General features: G+C 73.1%; 20 protein-coding genes. All 20 read left to right on the forward strand.

What is annotated here, in order from left to right:
• Positions 1–65 precede the first annotated feature (65 nt).
• The 20 genes from IF45_RS0108035 to IF45_RS0108130 all read left to right on the forward strand — a co-directional run bounded on the left by IF45_RS0108035 (position 66) and on the right by IF45_RS0108130 (position 16,966).
• Positions 66–308, forward strand: coding sequence for a DUF6243 family protein (locus IF45_RS0108035; protein ID WP_010637784.1), 243 nt, complete (start codon positions 66–68; stop codon positions 306–308).
• A gap of 132 nt (positions 309–440) precedes the next feature.
• Positions 441–1,613 carry a tRNA dihydrouridine synthase DusB gene (gene dusB / locus IF45_RS0108040; RefSeq protein WP_030306475.1) on the forward strand — a complete coding sequence of 391 codons (1,173 nt, stop codon included), beginning with the start codon at positions 441–443 and terminating at the stop codon, positions 1,611–1,613.
• A 164-nt stretch (positions 1,614–1,777) separates the two neighbouring features.
• The gene (locus IF45_RS0108045) at positions 1,778–2,104 is read left to right on the forward strand and encodes a gas vesicle protein GvpO (RefSeq protein WP_008405648.1); all 327 of its coding nucleotides are present in this window, start codon (positions 1,778–1,780) and stop codon (positions 2,102–2,104) included.
• Between the two features lie 15 nt (positions 2,105–2,119).
• Entirely contained in the window at positions 2,120–2,596 is a 477-nt protein-coding gene (gene gvpJ, locus IF45_RS0108050; protein WP_003947950.1) for a gas vesicle protein GvpJ, read from the forward strand.
• 3 nt (positions 2,597–2,599) lie between these two features.
• Positions 2,600–3,355 (forward strand): GvpL/GvpF family gas vesicle protein, encoded by a 756-nt coding sequence (locus IF45_RS0108055; protein WP_030306476.1) that lies wholly within the window; start codon positions 2,600–2,602, stop codon positions 3,353–3,355.
• Between the two features lies 1 nt (position 3,356).
• The gene (locus IF45_RS0108060) at positions 3,357–3,632 is read left to right on the forward strand and encodes a gas vesicle protein GvpG (protein ID WP_030306477.1); all 276 of its coding nucleotides are present in this window, start codon (positions 3,357–3,359) and stop codon (positions 3,630–3,632) included.
• Positions 3,632–4,399, forward strand: a complete 768-nt coding sequence (locus IF45_RS0108065; RefSeq protein WP_030306478.1) for a hypothetical protein — start codon at positions 3,632–3,634, stop codon at positions 4,397–4,399. The genes IF45_RS0108060 and IF45_RS0108065 overlap by 1 nt, the downstream gene beginning before the upstream one ends.
• A 6-nt stretch (positions 4,400–4,405) precedes the next feature.
• On the forward strand, positions 4,406–5,368 hold the full coding sequence (locus IF45_RS0108070) for an SRPBCC family protein (protein ID WP_030306480.1): 963 nt from the start codon (positions 4,406–4,408) through the stop codon (positions 5,366–5,368).
• A 17-nt stretch (positions 5,369–5,385) separates the two neighbouring features.
• Positions 5,386–5,760, forward strand: coding sequence for a gas vesicle protein (locus tag IF45_RS0108075; protein WP_107048037.1), 375 nt, complete (start codon positions 5,386–5,388; stop codon positions 5,758–5,760).
• Positions 5,757–6,584, forward strand: a complete 828-nt coding sequence (locus tag IF45_RS0108080; protein ID WP_030306484.1) for a GvpL/GvpF family gas vesicle protein — start codon at positions 5,757–5,759, stop codon at positions 6,582–6,584. The genes IF45_RS0108075 and IF45_RS0108080 overlap by 4 nt, the downstream gene beginning before the upstream one ends.
• Positions 6,565–6,792, forward strand: a complete 228-nt coding sequence (locus IF45_RS0108085) for a gas vesicle protein (RefSeq protein WP_003947943.1) — start codon at positions 6,565–6,567, stop codon at positions 6,790–6,792. Before IF45_RS0108080 ends, IF45_RS0108085 begins: the two co-directional genes overlap by 20 nt.
• Positions 6,789–7,070 (forward strand): gas vesicle protein K, encoded by a 282-nt coding sequence (locus IF45_RS0108090; protein ID WP_030306486.1) that lies wholly within the window; start codon positions 6,789–6,791, stop codon positions 7,068–7,070. Before IF45_RS0108085 ends, IF45_RS0108090 begins: the two co-directional genes overlap by 4 nt.
• A gap of 536 nt (positions 7,071–7,606) precedes the next feature.
• Positions 7,607–8,953, forward strand: coding sequence for a hypothetical protein (locus IF45_RS0108095; protein ID WP_226660312.1), 1,347 nt, complete (start codon positions 7,607–7,609; stop codon positions 8,951–8,953).
• A gap of 149 nt (positions 8,954–9,102) precedes the next feature.
• Positions 9,103–10,428 carry an ATP-grasp domain-containing protein gene (locus IF45_RS0108100; RefSeq protein WP_030306488.1) on the forward strand — a complete coding sequence of 442 codons (1,326 nt, stop codon included), beginning with the start codon at positions 9,103–9,105 and terminating at the stop codon, positions 10,426–10,428.
• Positions 10,425–11,144 carry a tryptophan 2,3-dioxygenase family protein gene (locus IF45_RS0108105; RefSeq protein WP_008405635.1) on the forward strand — a complete coding sequence of 240 codons (720 nt, stop codon included), beginning with the start codon at positions 10,425–10,427 and terminating at the stop codon, positions 11,142–11,144. The genes IF45_RS0108100 and IF45_RS0108105 overlap by 4 nt, the downstream gene beginning before the upstream one ends.
• Complete coding sequence (locus IF45_RS0108110; protein WP_030306489.1) at positions 11,141–12,286, forward strand: aminotransferase class V-fold PLP-dependent enzyme; 1,146 nt, start codon at positions 11,141–11,143, stop codon at positions 12,284–12,286. Before IF45_RS0108105 ends, IF45_RS0108110 begins: the two co-directional genes overlap by 4 nt.
• Before the next feature lie 54 nt (positions 12,287–12,340).
• Positions 12,341–13,585 carry a tryptophan 2,3-dioxygenase gene (locus IF45_RS0108115; protein ID WP_008405632.1) on the forward strand — a complete coding sequence of 415 codons (1,245 nt, stop codon included), beginning with the start codon at positions 12,341–12,343 and terminating at the stop codon, positions 13,583–13,585.
• Positions 13,582–15,249: an FAD-dependent monooxygenase gene (locus IF45_RS0108120; protein WP_078842849.1), complete on the forward strand. Its 1,668-nt coding sequence runs from the start codon at positions 13,582–13,584 to the stop codon at positions 15,247–15,249. The genes IF45_RS0108115 and IF45_RS0108120 overlap by 4 nt, the downstream gene beginning before the upstream one ends.
• Positions 15,246–16,190 carry a branched-chain-amino-acid transaminase gene (ilvE, locus tag IF45_RS0108125; protein ID WP_030306491.1) on the forward strand — a complete coding sequence of 315 codons (945 nt, stop codon included), beginning with the start codon at positions 15,246–15,248 and terminating at the stop codon, positions 16,188–16,190. Before IF45_RS0108120 ends, ilvE begins: the two co-directional genes overlap by 4 nt.
• Positions 16,187–16,966, forward strand: a complete 780-nt coding sequence (locus tag IF45_RS0108130; protein WP_026234998.1) for a cyclase family protein — start codon at positions 16,187–16,189, stop codon at positions 16,964–16,966. Before ilvE ends, IF45_RS0108130 begins: the two co-directional genes overlap by 4 nt.
• Positions 16,967–16,968: the final 2 nt, after the last annotated feature.

Consider the following 16,968-nt stretch of genomic DNA (forward strand, 5'->3'; position numbering starts at 1 on the left):
TACGCGTGTCGCCTGCCGGTCCGACGCATCGCGGTGTCATCCAGAGCCCAGAAACGGAGATCCCCGTGGCCAAGAGCCGCAACAACCTGCTCGGTGTCGGCGGTCAGCGCAACAAGCTGCCCCGCAACGGACGCCCCGCCAGCGCCCCCGGCGGTGCGGCGGACAACCGCCCCGCCGCCCTCGACCAGAAGCAGGAACTCCTCCGCAAGATGCGCGAGCGCACCGCCGCCGCCTCCGCCGACACCCCCGCCGAGGCCCCCGAGGCCGAGCGGGACGAGGCGACCCAGGAAGCGGGCGGCAACGCCTGACCCGCACGGACCCACTCCCCGGGCCCGTGTCCCGCCCCTTCACCGGGCAGGACACGGGCCCGCGGCATGCCCGGACGTACCTTCGCCCCGGCGGCGAGCGAAGCTCCAAAAATGGAGTGCGACAATGGGGGGATGTCCGCGTCATCCCCCGCCCTCGCCAGCACCACCGCGCCCGTGGCCGCCTCGCTCGCCATCGGCCCGCACATCGTCTCGCCGCCCGTCGTGCTGGCGCCGATGGCGGGGATCACCAACGCGCCGTTCCGCACTCTGTGCCGGGAGTTCTCCGGTGGCAAGGGGCTGTTCGTCAGCGAGATGATCACCACGCGGGCGCTGGTGGAGCGCAACGAGAAGACGATGCAGCTGATCCAGTTCGGGGAGACGGAGCGGCCCCGCTCGATCCAGCTGTACGGCGTCGACCCGGCCACCGTCGGCAAGGCCGTCCGCATGATCGTGGACGAGGACCTCGCCGACCACATCGACCTCAACTTCGGCTGCCCGGTGCCGAAGGTCACCCGTAAGGGCGGCGGCTCGGCGCTGCCCTACAAGCGGAACCTGCTGCGGGCCATCCTGCGCGAGGCGGTGTCGGGCGCCGGCGACCTGCCGGTGACGATCAAGATGCGCAAGGGCATCGACGACGACCACACCACCTACCTCGACGCCGGCCGGATCGCCGTCGAGGAGGGCGTCACGGCGGTCGCCCTGCACGGCCGCACCGCCGCGCAGCACTACAGCGGCACCGCCGACTGGGAGGCCATCGCCCGGCTCAAGGAGCACGTCACCGAGATCCCGGTGCTGGGCAACGGCGACATCTGGTCGGCCGCGGACGCCGTCCGCATGATGGCCGAGACCGGGTGCGACGGGGTCGTCGTCGGCCGGGGCTGCCTCGGCCGCCCCTGGCTCTTCGGGGACCTGGTCGCCGCCTTCGAGGGGACGGGCGCGCCGGCCGCGCCGACCCTGCGCGAGGTCGCCGACGTCATGGTGCGCCACGCGCAACTGCTGGGGGAGTGGATCGGCGACGAGGCGCGCGGGGTGATCGACTTCCGCAAGCACGTCGCCTGGTACCTCAAGGGGTTCTCGGTCGGCTCGGACCTGCGCCGCAGCCTGGCGATCACCTGCTCCCTCGCCGAACTGCGCGAGCAGCTCGACACCCTCCACCTCGACCAGCCCTGGCCCGCCGGGGCCGACGGCCCGCGCGGCCGCACCTCCGGCCGCGACCGCGTCGTCCTCCCCGACGGCTGGCTCAACGACCCCTGGGACTGCGCCGGGGTCGCCCCCGAGGCCGAACTGGACACCTCCGGCGGCTGATCGCCCCGCCGCAGCCCCCGGCACCGCACGACGGACCCCGCGTGACCGCCCCGGTCGCGCGGGGTCTTCGCATGTCCGGGCCGGTGCCCGTGCGGTGACTGCGGCCGGCCCCGTTCGGAGCATCAGCGAAGGCGGCGTGTCGGCGCGCTGCCGAGACTGAGGCCATGGCAGAGCAACGCACCAGACCCGCCAAGAGATCCACCGCCTCCAAGGGTTCCCGCGAGGAGCCGGTACGTGGTGCGCGGGGTGCCGCCGAGCGGGCGTGCGAGGGCCTCGCCGACCTGATCGGCCACCGCACCGAGGGGGTCTCGGCCGTCCGCAAGGCCGAGGAGCACCCCGGCTGGCGCGTCGACGTCGACGTGCTGGAGGTACCCAGGATTCCCGACACCACCAGTCTGCTCGCGACCTACGAGGTCGAACTGGACGGTGACGGCGAACTCCTGGAGTACCGCCGGGTACGCCGCTACCGGCGGGGCGCCGCCGACACCTGAGAAAGCTGGTCCGCCATGACGACCCCTGCGATATACCGCGACGACCTCGTCTGCGCCCCGCGCGCCGGCACGCTCTACGACACCCTGGAACTCATCCTCGACCGCGGCATGGTCATCGACGTGTTCATCCGGGTCTCCCTCGTCGGCATCGAGATCCTCAAGATCGACGCACGTATCTGCGTCGCCAGCGTCGACACGTACCTCCGCTTCGCCGAGGCGTGCAACCGCCTCGACCTGGAGAGCGACTCGCACAGCCGGACCGTGCCCGAACTCTTCGGGGGCGGGATGGCGGGGGCCGCCGGCAAGGCCGGGGCCAAGCGGGCCGCCAGTTCGGTCGGCGGCAAGGTCAAGGGCGCCCTCGGCCTCGACGGTGAGGATGACGACGACGAGGCCGACGAGGCCGAGGAGGAGCGGGCCGAGAAGCCGAGGCCGCGCAAGAAGCGTTCCCCGTCGTCTTCCGACCGCCCCCGCCGCCGCCCGGCCAGGAGCTGACCCATGAGCCTGTACGTCTACGGAGTCGTCGCACCCGGCCACCCGGTCCCGGCCGGCCGCGCCGGTGTCGGCGCCGGACCCGTGCGCCTGCTCACCACCGGGCCCGAGGCGCCGGCGGCGGTGGTCGGCGGCGCCCCGGCCGGGCTGCGTGCCCGGCGCCGCGATCTCACCGCCCACCAGGAGCTGCTGGTGGCGCTCGCCGCCGACGGGCCGGTGCTGCCGATGAGGTTCGGGGTGGTGCTGCCCGACGAGGCCGTGCTGCTCGACCAGTTGGCCACCCGCCGCTCCGCCTACGAACGGGCGCTGGAGCGGGTCGCCGGCCGCGTCGAGATGAACGTCAAGGCGCTGCCCCCGCAGGGCGAGGCCGCCCTCGCCCAACTCCTCGCCGAGGAAACGGGGTTGCGGGCGATGCGCGACCGTGGCCTGCGCCGCCCCGGGTACGAGGCGAGTGTGCGGCTCGGCCAGGCGGTGTCGGACGCGCTGGAGCGGCGGGCCAGGTTCGCCGCCGAACGGGTCCGCCGGAGCCTGGTCCCGCTCGCGGACCGGTGGTGCGACGGCCCTCAGGTCGAGGGGTGCGTCCTCAACGTGTCGCTGCTGCTGGACCGGGAGGCCGAGGCGGCCTTCCGCGCCGAGGCCGACCGCCTCGCCGCCGCCCTGGCCGGCCGGGCCGAACTGCTGCTCACCGGCCCGCTGCCCTGCTACAGCTTCGTCCCCGCCGAGGCACCTACCTCCCCGGCGCCGCACAGGGCGGCGGTCTGAGATGGGGCTCCTCACCGGACTGCTCACTCTGCCGCTCGTCCCCGCACGCGGCGTCGCCTGGATCGCCGACCGGCTGGAGGAGACGGCTGGGCGCGAGACCGCCGACCCGGCCGTGCTCCGCGCCCGCCTGGCCGCGCTCAACCGCGCGCTGGATGAGGGCGAGATCGACCAGGAGCGCTTCGAGCTGGAGGAGGAGCGCCTGCTGGACCTCTTGGAGGGCCGCCCACCGGGCCCGGTTCCCACCCACCCCGCACCCCCACCCCCGGGAAGTCACTGATGAACGACACGAACAAGGTGGCCCTCGCCACCGCGGTCGCCGCCGGGTACGCCCTCGGCCGCACCCGTAAGGCCAAGCTGGCCCTGACCGTCGGCACCTATCTGGCCGGACGCCGGTTCAAGCTCAGTCCGCAGGAGCTGGTGACCGAGGGAGTCAGCCGGCTCCGCGAGACCCCGCAGTTCAACGCGATCAGCGACCAGGTCCGCGGCGACCTGCTGACGGCGGGCCGCAGCGCCCTCACCGCGGCGGCCGACCGGCGCTTCGACTCGCTCGCCGACACCCTCCGCGAACGCACCTCCCTGCTCAGCTCCCCGCGCTCGGAGGAGGACGAGGACGACGACACCGAGTACGAGGAGTGGGAGGACGAGCCGGAGGACGAGCCGGAGGACGAGTACGCCGAGGAGGACGACGACTTCGGCGAGGCGTACGAGGGCGAGGAGGACGAGGAGGAGCCCGAACCCGAGCCCGCTCCCCGCCGTCGCAGCCCCGCCGCCAAGAAGTCGCCGCCCGCCAAGAAGTCCGCGCCCAGCAAGAAGTCGCCTCCGGCGAAGAAGTCCGCCGCGCGGAGGCCCGGGGAGGACAGCCCGGCCAAGAAGGCGGCCAGGAAGCCGCCCCCGGAGAAGGAGCCGTCCGGGAAGAAGGCCCCGGGCAGGAAGGCGGCGGACGAGCCGCCGGCGAAGAAGGCGGCCAAGAAGGCACCGGCCAAGAAGTCCGCCGCGAAGAAGCCGCCGGCGAAGAGCGTCCGTCGCCCCGGACGAGAGGGGTGACGGCAGATGGCCGCGAAGAAGGACGACGAGCAGGGTTCGGCGTTCGACCGGCTCAAGGAGGAGGCAAGGTCGCACCTGAGCGCCCGTGCCCAGAGCCTCGCCGACAAGGCGGGTGAGAAGGTCACCGAACTGACCGGGCGGCTCACCGACTCCGTGGACGGACCGGCCGGCGAGGCCGGCAAGCGCATCATGGAGGGCGAGTCCCCGGTCAAGGCGATGGCAGCCGAGAAGGCCAAGGACGTCAAGGACAAGGCCGTCGGCAAGGTCAAGGAGGCGTTCGGCGGCGGCACCGGCTCCACCGGCGACACCAAGGTCACCAACATCGTCGAGTCGATCGACATCCCGGTGCCGCTGCGGACGGTCTACGACCACTGGACGCAGTTCGAGGACTTCAGCTCGTTCATGAAGGGCGTCAAGTCGGTCACCCAGAACGAGGACGAAGAGACCGACTGGAAGGCCAAGGTCTTCCTCTCGGAGCGCAGCTGGACCGCCACCATCCAGGAACAGGTCCCCGACGACCGGATCGTCTGGACCTCGGAGGGGGACAAGGCCAGCACCGCCGGCGCCGTCACCTTCCACGAACTGGCGCCGCACCTCACCCGCGTCGTGGCCATCGTCGAGTACTACCCGGCGGGCTTCTTCGAGAAGACCGGCAACCTCTGGCGCGCCCAGGGCCGCCGGCTGCGCCTGGACCTCAAGCACTTCGCCCGCCACGTCACCCTCGGCCCGGACCCGGAGATCGAGGGCTGGCGCGGCGAGATCCGCGACGGCGAGGTGGTCCGCACCGACGAGGAGGCGCGGGAGGACGAGGAGTCCGAGGAGGAGTACGAGGACGGGTACGACGAGGACGAGGACGGGGAGTACGACGACGAGGACGGCTACGACGACGAGGACGACGAGGACGACGAGGACGACGAGGACGACGAGGACGACGAGGACGACGAGGACGACGAGGAGGAGAGGCGGTGAATGGCGGCGCGGCCGGGCTGCAGAGCTGGGAGCAGACCGACGTGCTGCCGCACAACGGTCCCTCCTCGGGCAACCTCGCCGACATCCTCGAACGCGTCCTGGACAAGGGCATCGTCATCGCCGGCGACATCAAGATCGACCTGCTCGACATCGAACTGCTCACCATCCGCCTGAGGTTGTTCGTCTCCTCGGTCGACACCGCGAGGAAGGCGGGCATCGACTGGTGGGAGACCGACCCGGCCCTCTCCTCCCGCGCCAAACGGGACGCCCTCATGGAGGAGAACGCCTTCCTCCGCGGCCGCCTCAGGGAACTGGACCCGGGCGACGGCGAGGAGGACGGCGCGGCAGAACGGACCACCAGGCCCCCGAACGAGAGGACGGCCTCCGCATGACCTACGCGACGTACGTCTACGCCGTCCGCCGGACCGGCGGTCCCGAGATCCACAGCCCCGGCCATGACGGCGGCGGGCCGGTGCGGCTGCTGCCGCTCGGTTCGCTGACCGCCGTCGTGCAGGACGTGCCGGCCGCCGAGTTCACCGAGGAGGCGCTGCGGCAGCGGTTCACCGACCGCCTCGACCTGGAGCGGTGCGCCCGCACCCACCACCGGGTGGTCAGCGCCGCCGCGGCCGGCGCCGCCACCGTGCCGCTGCCGCTCGCCACCCTCTACGCCAACGACGTGCGCACCAAGGTCGTCCTGGAGGAGCACGCCGAGCGGCTGAGCGAGGCCCTGCACCGGGTCACCGGGCACGTCGAGTGGGCGGTGAAGGTGCACCGCGACACCGCCGTGCCGCTCCTGGAGCCGGACGCGGACGCGGACGCGGACCCCCCGGCGGCGTCCGCGCCCGACGAGCCCGCCACCGGCCGGGAGTACCTGGCGCGGGTCCGCGACCGCCGAGCCACCCGCGAACGGCGGCAGGAGAGCGCGCTGGACGCCGTCGACCTGGTCGACCGGGTGGTCCGCACCGTCGCCGTCGCCTCCGTACGCAGGCCCCTGCACGGGGTGGAGCTGACCGGGCGGGACCGGCCGCAGGTGATGAACGGGGCGTACCTGGTGCCCCAGGACGACGAACGGCTGCTGAGCGCCGCCCTCGACACCCTGCGGCAGGACCCCCGGCTGAGCGGCTTCGCCGTCGAGGCGTCCGGGCCCTGGGTGCCGTACTCCTTCGCTTCGGTCGCCCTGACGGAAGGGGTCGGCCGTGACGGCGCCCCCGCGTGAGGTGGTCGACTGGGAGCACGTCCAGGCGCCGGTCGGGGTGCCGCTGGTCGACCTGCTCGACCGGGTGCTGGCCACCGGCGTGGTGATCAGCGGCGACCTGGTGATCGCCATCGCCGACGTGCCGCTGATCCGGCTCTCGCTGCACGCCCTGCTCGCCTCGGTCAGCGAACGCGTGCCCGCGCCCTGGGCCGACGGGGGGCCGCTGTGACCGGGACCCGGGTCGACATCGACCCACAGCAGGCCGGGCGGGACCTGGCCGCGCTGGTGCTGACCGTGGTCGAACTCCTCCGCCAGCTGATGGAGCGCCAGGCGCTGCGCAGGCTCGACCTCGGCGACCTCGACGACGGGCAGGAGGAGGCCATCGGCACCACCTTGATGATGCTCGACCGGCGGATGGACGAGCTCTGCGCCCAGCACGGCCTGCGCCGCGAGGATCTCAACCTCGATCTCGGCCCGCTCGGCACCCTGCTGCCGGACGGGGCCTGAGGGCGCGGGGGGTATCCAGGGATTGCGCCGGATTCGGGAGTAACGTACCGCCGCTCTCCGGTCACGGGGACGGAAGATTTCCAGACTGGCTCGTTCTGCGGAGGATGCCTGACGCATTACTGCAAGAGGAGTCTTGTCTTCCGTTCGTGTGTGCGTTCCGACCTGGAATGATGAGAAGCCGGGGCGGTGCGCGGTCTTTCCGCCGGGAGATCATCCGCGTGCGGGGAGGGGTTTCCCCTCTCGTGCGGCCGTTGTCCAGTGTGCGAAATGGCCAAAGTGCAAATACTCCCGCGCGTATCCATGTCCGTTCGGTCGCACCGCTGTGACCTGCGTAGCTGTGGAGTTTGTCAGGCTCCCGAACGATATCCCCGCGGGCATATGCGCGGTTGACGCGTGGCTGAGGTGCGCTATAGCTTCCGCTTGGTCTTGCTGGAGGACTGCTAAAGGGGCTTCCGGCATCACCTGCGTTCTGCGTAAAGGACGCGCCCTCGTCCGGGGAGACCCCCCGGGCGAAAGGTTGCAGTGCGCTCAGGGGGATGTTCGTGATCAACGCTGTCACCAGACGCTATGTCGACCGGTGCGCCGAGGCGGAATCGCCGTTGCGGAATGCCGCGCGGAAACTCAGCCTTCCGGCCGTCTACTCCCAGTCGTTCGGCCAGGTGCTCCTGGACCGCCCGCTCTTCGCCGACCGGACGGAGACCGAGGAGTTCGCCGACGACCTCCGTTCCCTCTTCACCCTCATGACCTCGCTGCCGGCCCGCCTCTACGGCGGGGACCTGCGCGCCTACTGCGCGGCCATCGGCATGGACGACCGGCTCGCCGAGCTGATGTGCCGGGGCTCGGTGCAGCCGCCCGTCCTGCACGCCCGGGCCGACGCCTACCACGACGGCACCCGCTTCCACCTGCTGGAACTCAACGCCGGCAGTGAACTGGGCGGCACCGACACCGCCCAGCAGAACCGGGCCTGGCTCCGCGTCCCCGAGTTCGCCGCCTTCGCCGAGGAGCACGGCCTGCGGCACCTCGACACGACGCCCCGGGTGGCCGCCGCCCTGCGCCGCGCGGCCGAACCCGTCACCGGCGGCGAGCCGGTCGTCGCCCTGATCGAGAGCACCGGCGGCCTCGCCGCCCACGAGCACGTCTTCACCGCGGTCCGCGAGGCCATGGCGGCCGAGGGCATCACCCTGCTCCTCGGCGAGATCCACGAACTGGCCGAGCGGAACGGCAAGATCACCCTCCGGGGCACCCCCCTCGACGTCATCCTGCGCTACTTCGTCGCCGGTGAGCTGCTCGACGACCCGGCCGGCCAGCAGGTCCTCGACACGCTCATCCGTGCCGACCGCGAGGGACGCACCGCGCTCTTCCTGCCCCTGGACAGCGGGGTCTACGCCAGCAAGGGCAGCCTCGCCCTCCTCCACGACCCCGCCGTCCGGGCCGAGCTGACCGAGGCCGAACGCGCCACCGTCGACCGGGCCGTGCCCTGGACGCGGCTGCTCGACGAGGGCCGGCAGTACGCCGGTGACCGCGCCGGTCTCCTCGCGCGCTGTCGCGCCGAACGCGAGGAACTGGTCCTCAAGCCCGGTGTCGGCTACGGCGGCGTCGGCACCGTCATCGGCCACGAGACGGACGACGCGAGCTGGGCCGAGGCGCTGGAACGGGCCGCGGGCGGCGACGCCGTCGTCCAGCGGCGGGTCCGCCCCGCCCCCGAACCCGTGGTGGACGCGGTCACCGGGCGCACCGAGGAGTGGGCCGCCAACTGGGGCGTCTTCGTCGACGGCGAGGGCTACGCCGGAGGCTTCGTCCGCGCGCTCCGGCCCGGCCACGGCGCCGTCATCTCCTTCTCCAACCCGGGCACGCGCAGCAGCTGCGTCTTCACCGCCGACTGACCGGCCGCCGCACCCTTCCCGCGAGCTCTTCCGCATCGCCGCACCGTCGCACCGTCGCACTCCAGGGCAGCCCTGCCCTCCTTCGTCACGCACCCGGCCGCCGGGCCGCGCCCCCGCAGGCACGGCCGGCCGCCCTGAAGGGACCGCTGATGTCCGAGCACGCCCCCGACGAGGAAGACCGCCCCCACATAGTCGTCATCAACCGATGGCGGGAGCGGTACGCCGACTACGCCGGCTACCTCGACCACGCCACCCACCGCGTCACCTACGTCTCGACCGACGTGGGGCTCGGCTCCGTGCCGGCCACGGCCGCCGGGACCGAGGTGGTCGCCGCCACCGACGACCTGCCCGCCGTCCGCGCCGCCGTCGCCCGGCTCGCCGCACGCCACGGCGCCCCGCGCGCCCTGGTCGCCCTCAAGGAGGACGACCTGCTGACCGGCGCCGAGCTGCGGACCGAGTGGGAGCTGCCGGGGCCACGCCCCGAGGACCTGGTGCGGTTCCGGGACAAGTACCTGATGTGCCGCGCGGTCGCCGCCGCCGGGCTGCCGGTACCCGCCTTCGCTGCGGCCGAACGCCCTTCAGATGTACGGGAGTTCGCCGGCCGCGAGGGATGGCCCGTCGTGCTCAAACCCCGTATCGGCAGCTCCAGCGCGGGCGTTCGGGTCCTGGACGGGCCCGAGGAGCTGCCCGGGGACGCCCCGTTCGCCGAGCCGATGCTGGTCCAGAGCTTCGACGCACGCCCCATCCACCACGCCGACGGCGTCTTCGACGGCACCCGCGTCACCCGGCTGCGCCTCTCCCGGTACGTCAACACCTGCCTGGGCTTCCGCGAGGGCACCTTCCTCGGCTCCGTCGAGGTGGACGACCCGGCCGTGGTCCGGGCGGCCGAGCGGGCCGCGACCGCCTACCTGGCCGCGCTCACCGACGCCCCCACCCCCTTCCACCTGGAACTCTTCATCGGCCCCGCCGGGGAGGCCGGGCCGGACTGCTCCTTCCTGGAGGTCGGTGCCCGGGTGGGCGGCTCGGAGATCCCCTTCATCTGGCGCGACCTGCACGGCCACGACCTGATGCGGACCGCCTTCGACCTCCAGCTCGGCCGCACCCCCGCCGCCGCGGACGCCGCTGCCACCGGCGAGGTCGGCGGCTGGCTGCTGATCCCCGCCCCGGCCGAACGCCCCTGCCTGATCACCCACGTCACCTCGATGACCGGGCTGACCCCGGGGCCGTACGCCGAGGTGGTACTGGCCCCCGGCGGGGTGCTGCCGGAGGCGGACGCCTACTACGAGCACGTCGGCGGGAGGTTCCGGTTCCGGGGCCGCACCAGCGCCGAGGTGACCGAGGCGCTGATCCACACGGCGACCCGGTTCCGGGTCAGTGCCGAACCGATTCTGCGGAGCACGCCCGCGGGCCCGTCGCCAAACGGCCGCACCGCGCTCTCCGCCGCGCACACCGCACCCGTGGAGGTGACCGGATGAAGGACTACGCCGAACAGATCCTCGACGGCGAGGGCGAGAACGACTACACCCGCTACATGCGGACCGACGCGCTGCTCTCCCTCCAGCGCGGGCCCGGGGAGTGGGTCCACCGGGACGAGATGCTCTTCCAGATCGTCCACCAGTCGACCGAGCTGTGGCTCAAGCTCGCCTGCGCGGAGGTGGCCGAGGCGACCCGCCGTATCGAGGCCGGCGAGCTGGACGCCGCCACCCGTCTGCTGGGCCGGGCCGCGCTCGGCGGCCAACTCGTCACCCAGCAGCTGGAGATGATGCGCCGTCTCTCCCCCTGGGACTTCCAGACCATCCGCACCATCCTCGGCCACGGCTCCGGCGCCGACTCGCCGGGCTGGCGCGCGGTCCGCAGCCACAGCCGGGTGATCGGCGCCGCCTTCGACAAGCTCGTCGCCGACCGGGGCATCGACCTCGCCGAGGTCTACCGCACCGGCGAGGACACCCCCGAGTACCGCCTCGCCGAGGCGATGATCGAGTGGGACGACCGGATCTCCATCTGGCGCGTCCAGCACTTCAAGGTGATCACCCGCATCATCGGCCACCAGTCCGTCGGCACCCAGGGCACCCCGGTCGACATCCTGGCCAAGCTGATCTCGCACAAGCTCTTCCCCGAGCTGTGGCACCTGCGCACCGAACTCACCGCCACCGGACCGATGGGCGACCAGCCGGTACGGGAGGGACTGTGAGCACCCTCGCCGCCGGACCGCGCCCCTCCGGCACGCTGAGCGCGGAGGAGTTCCGGGCCCACTTCCCCACGCTGGAGCGCGTCACCCACCTCGCCGGCTGCGGCCTCGCCCCCCGCTCGACCGCGCTGGACGAGGCGCTCGCCGAGATGCTGGAGGCGATGGCCTCGCACGGTGCTCCCTGGCATCTCTTCGAGGAGAGGACCGCCCAGGCCCGCGAGCGGTTCGCCGCCCTGGTCGGGGCCGACCCCGAGCAGATCGCCGTGGTCCCCAACGCCTCCGTCGGCGCCTACCAGGTCGCCTCCACCGCCGACTGGACCGCCCGGCCCCGCCTGGTCACCACGCCGCTGGAGTTCCCCTCCCTGGCCCACATCTGGCTCGCCCAGCGGCCCCGGGGCGCCGAGGTCGTCTTCGCCGAGGACCCCGAGGAGTACGCGGCGGCCGTCGACACCACCACCCGGCTGGTCTCGGTCCCCATGACGGCCTACCAGGACGCCCTGCGGATGCCGGTCGCCGAGATCGCCGAAATCGCCCACGCCCGCGGCGCCGAGGTCTTCGTCGACGCGTACCAGGCGGCCGGAGTCGAACCCGTCGACGTGCACCGCCTCGACTGCGACTACCTGGTCGCCGGCACCTCCAAGTACCTGCTCGGCCTCCCCGGCCTGGCTTTCCTCTACGCGCGTCGCCCTGAGGCGGCCGACCTGGACCCGGCCCTGACCGGCTGGTTCGGACGCCGCGACCCCTTCGCCTTCGACCCCCGCCTCCTCGACTTCTCCGGCACGGCGCGCCGCTACGAGACCGGCACCCCGCCGGTCCCCGCCTGCTACGCCGCCGCCGCCGGGCTCGGGCTGATCGCCCGGACCGACCCGGCGCGGGTACGCGCCCACGTCCAGGAACTCACCGCCCGCGCCGCCGACGCGCTGCGCGCCCAGGGCGAGAGCGTCCGGGAGATCCCCGCCGCCCGGCGCGGCGCCCACATCGGTCTGCTCGACCCCGAACCCGCCCGGCTCGCCGAGGAGCTGGGACGCCGCGGGGTCGCCGTGAGCGCCCGGGGCGACGTGGTCCGCGTCGCCTTCCACTACTACAACCACCCCGACGACATCGCCTCGCTCTGTAAGGCGCTGCGTGAGTACAGGTCCCGCTGAGAAACGAGCACCATCCGCCGAGCACACTCCCCACCCACACCCGTGGCAGGAATCATGTTCACAGCCGAACTCGCCTCCTGGGCCCGCGAACCGGACCCCGGAAGATTTCCCTACGACGCCGTCGTCCGCGAGTACCACCGCGTCGGCAAGCACTTCGTCCCCGCCGAACTGCTCCAGGAACTCACCCGGGTACGCGACATGCTGCCGGCCGTGCACGGCCCCTGGCCGGAGATACGCGCCCTGGCGTCCTTCCTCGACACCGCGCTGGACAAGCCGGACGGCCGCTACGACTACCCGACCTACCTGGCGCTGCCCGTCCTGGAACTGCCCAGCGCCGACGACCCGGTCTCCACCGCGCCCTTCGCCCGGCCCCGCTGCGACCGGCTCATCGCCCAGCTCGTCGCCGACGCGCTCGACTTCGAACTGGCCGCGCTGGACGGGCTGAGCGTACGGCTGCCGGAGATGCGCCCCGGCGAGGATCTCGTCGTCAAGCGCTGCAAGCACGGACTGCGCGCGGTCCTGCCCGCCCTCGGCCGGATGGCCCTGGACCGGGGCGTCACCGCCACCGGCCACATCGACCGGGCCCGCCAGGTCCGCACCCTGGTCCGCGCCGACATGTCGGTGGCCGAACGGCGCGCGGTCCAGCTGAGCGTCCTGCCGGTCTACGTCTCCCACGACGAGTACCTCTTCCTGCGCGTCCTGCAGTCCTTCGAGACGACGTTCGTGCTGCTCGCCATGGACCTGCGCGCCGCCATCGAGGCACTCGCCGGGCGCCGCGCCGAGGAGGCCGTCCACTTCATCCGGGGCGCCGAGGAGGCGCTGCGCGAGTCCGCGCCGCTCTTCTCCATGCTCGCCACCATGCAGATCGGCTCGTTCCGCACGTTCCGCGAGTTCACCGAGGGCGCCAGCGCCATCCAGTCCCGCGGCTACAAGCTGGTCGAGGCGCTCTGCCGCACCCCCGACAAGGAGCGGGCCGAGTCGCCCGCCTTCCACTCGGTGCCCGAGATCCACGCCCGCCTCGCCGGGGGACACCCCAACCTCGACGACGCCTACCGCGAGGCCCGGGAGTCCGGCGCCCTCGACGCGGAGGCGGCCGCGGCGGTCGAGTCGGCCATGACCGGCTTCGCCCAGGCGCTCCAGCGCTGGCGCGGCACCCACTACCGGCTCGCCGTGCGGATGCTCGGCGAGGCCACCGGCACCGGCTACACCGAGGGCACCCCGTACCTCGACTCGGTGCGCGACATACCCGTCTTCCACCACGCCGCGCCCGCGGCCGACCGGACCGTGAGGACACGATGACCGCAGTGGACGCACCCGTGGGGATCGTCGGAGCCGGGCCCGTCGGCCTGGTCGCCGCCCTCAGACTCGCCGGCCTCGGCGTGGCCAGCATCGTGCTGGACGCCAAACCCTCCCTGGTCAAGCAGGGTTCCAAAGCCTGCCTCATCCAGGGCGACGTCCTGGAGATCCTCGACAAGGCGGGGTGCGCCGACCCCGTCGACGCCGAGGGCGTGACCTGGCGCGTCGCGCGGACCTACGTGGCGAACGAGGAGATCCGCGCGGTCACCCATCCCAAGCCGCTCGGCTACGGCCCGTTCGTCAACATCTCCCAGTACCGCATCGAACAGGTCCTGGCCGAACGCGCCGCCGCCGAACCCCTCATCGACCTGCGCTGGGACCACCAGGTCGAGGACGTCGCCCAGGACGCCGCCGGGGTCACGCTCACCGCCAGGACCTCCGGCGCCGAACAGGTCCTGCGCTTCCGGCACCTGGTCGCCTGCGACGGCGTCCGCAGCACCCTGCGCGAACTGCTGGGGGTGGAGTGGACCGGGTACACCCACAAGGACCGGTTCCTCATCACCGACATCAAGGCCGAACTGCCGCTCGCCAAGGAACGGCACTTCCACTACAACCCGTCGTTCAACCCGGGCCGCCAGCTGGTCATGCACCCGCAGCCGGACGACATCTGGCGCATCGACTGGCAGCTCCCGCCCGACGCCGACATCGAGGCCGAACGCGCCGACGGCCGCTTCGACGCCCGGGTGCGCGCCGTCATCGGCGACATCCCCTACGAGATCGACTGGGTCAGCACCTACCGCTTCCACCAGCGCGTCGTCGCCCGGCTCCGGGTGGGCCGGGTGCTCTTCGCGGGCGACGCCGCCCACGCCCTGCCGCCGTACGGCTCGCGCGGCATGAACAGCGGCATCCAGGACGCCGACAACCTCGCCTGGAAACTCGCCCAGATCGAGCGGGGCCTGGCCGACGAGGAACTGCTGGAGAGCTACCACACCGAGCGGTACGCCGCGGCGCGCGAGAACCTCCGGGTCACCGAGGCCACCATCCGCTTCATGGTGCCCCCGCACCCCCTGCGCCGCTGGGCCCGGTCCGTCCTGCTGCGCCTCTCCAAGGTCCTGCCCTCGGCCGAGCGGCGGGTCAACAGCGGCCGCATGGCGGAGCCGTACGTCTACCGCGAGTCGCCGCTCATCCCGGGGGCCGAGGCCCACCCGCTGCTCGGCGCCTTCGCACCGGACGCGGCGCTCACCGGCGAGGGCGCCCCCGACCGGCTGCGCCGCCTCTTCGGCCGCGGCTTCACCGGGCTGCTGATCGCCCCCGACGCGGCCGGCGCCGCCCGGCTCGCCGCCGAGGCCCGCTCGCACCCGTGGGCCGTCCCGGCCGGCCTCGTCGCGGTGCTCCCCGCCGGCGTCCCGGCCGACGGCCTGCCCGAGGACGTCACCCTCGTCCGCACCGGCCCCGAGGGCCTGCCCGCCGGGTACGCCGCCACCACCCCGGTGTGGTGGCTGGTCCGGCCCGACGGCCACCTCGCCGCCCGCTCCACCCGCGGCGAGAGCTTCGCCGCCGCACTCCACACCGCCGCCGGAGCCAGCGTCCCGGCCGACGACGGCACCACTCCGGAAGGCGACGCCGCCCGCGTGGCCGCCCCCCTGCTGAGAGGAACCCAGGCATGACCACCCAACCACCCCCGTACGCATGGCTCAACGGTGGAGTCGTCCCCTGGGACCAGTGTGTTCTGCACGCGCGCAGCCAGGGGGCGTTCTGGGGCGCCAACGTCTTCGAGGGGCTGCGGGTCTACCGGGACGAGGACGGGCAGCGCCAGGTCTTCCGCGTCCAGGACCACCTGGACCGGCTGCGCCGCTCGATGAAGAGCCTGCACATGGAGATCGAGTACACCGACGAGGAGCTGACCCGGGCCTGCATGGACCTGGTCCTCGCCAACGACTTCGAGGCCGACGCCCACGTCTGCGTGGTCGCCTACTTCGGTCTGGGCTCCACCTTCGACCCGATGGGGCGCACCACCGAGACGGGCGTCCACATCACCTCCACGCCGGTGCCGCGCTCCGCCGCGCACGGCAGCGGGGTGGCCGCGACGATCTCCTCCTGGCGCCGCATCGGCGACGACACGATGCCCCCGCGCATCAAGACCGGCGCCAACTACCACAACAGCCGCCTCGCCCAGCACGAGGCGCTGCGCAACGGCTACGACACGGCGCTCCTCCTCAACCAGCAGGGCACCCTCGCCGAGGCCCCCGGCTCCTGCGTGGTGGTCGTCCGCGACGGCCGGCTGATCACCCCGCCCGGCACCAGCGGCGTCCTGGAGGGCATCACCGTCGACACCGTCGCGCGCCTCGCCGACGAGCAGCTCGGCCTGACCCTCCAGCACCGCCCCGTCGACCGCACCGAGCTGTACGTGGCCGACGAGGTCTTCCTCTGCGGCACCATGTCCGAGCTGCTGCCGGTCACCAGCGTCGACCGGCTCCCCGTCGGCGACGGCACCCCGGGCCCGCTGACCCGCGCCCTGCAGAACCACTACGACGACGCGGTCCGCGGCCTCGGCAAGCACCCCGAGTGGTGCACCCCGGTCCCGGCCCGGACGGGCGGTGCCGCATGAGCCTGCTGACCGACCTGGTGACGGCGGTGCGCACCGGCGGCGTCCGCGTCGTCGACCTGACCTCCCCGCTCAGCGAGGAGACCCCGATCATCGACCTGCCGCCCGAACGCGGCCAGCCCTGGCCCTTCGGCCGCGAGGTGATCAGCCACTACGACGCGGCCGGCCCCACCGTCTACTGGAACAACATCCGGCTCTCCGAGCACACCGGCACCCACTTCGACGCGCCCGTGCACTGGCTCTCCGGCAAGGACGGCCAGGACGTCTCCCAGGTCCCGGCCGAGCGCCTGGTCGGCCCCGCCGCCGTCATCGACCTCACCGCCGAGGCCGCCGACGATCCCGACTTCCTGATGCGCCGCGAGCACGTCGAGGCGTGGCAGGAGCGCCACGGCGCGCTGCCCGAGGGCGGCTGGCTCCTCTACCGGAGCGGCTGGGCCGAGCGCCAGGACGACCCGGCCGCCTTCCACAACGGCCGCCACACCCCGGGCGTCGCCCCCGACTGCGCGCGCTGGCTCGCCGAGGAGACCCCGCTGGCCGGGATCGGCGTGGAGACCGTCGGCACCGACGCCGGACTCGCCGGCGAGTTCCCCGACCGGCCGTACCCCTGCCACTGGTACTTCCACGGCGCCGGCAAGTACGGCCTGACCCAGCTGCGGAACCTCGCCCAGCTGCCGCCCACCGGCGCGGTCCTCATCGCGGGGCCGCTGCCCATCGTCGGCGGCTCCGGCAGCCCCAGCCGGGTGCTCGCCCTGGTCGAGACCGCCCCCGAAGGAGCCTGACC

The organism is Streptomyces albidoflavus, assembly GCF_000719955.1.
Taxonomy (GTDB): domain Bacteria; phylum Actinomycetota; class Actinomycetes; order Streptomycetales; family Streptomycetaceae; genus Streptomyces; species Streptomyces albidoflavus.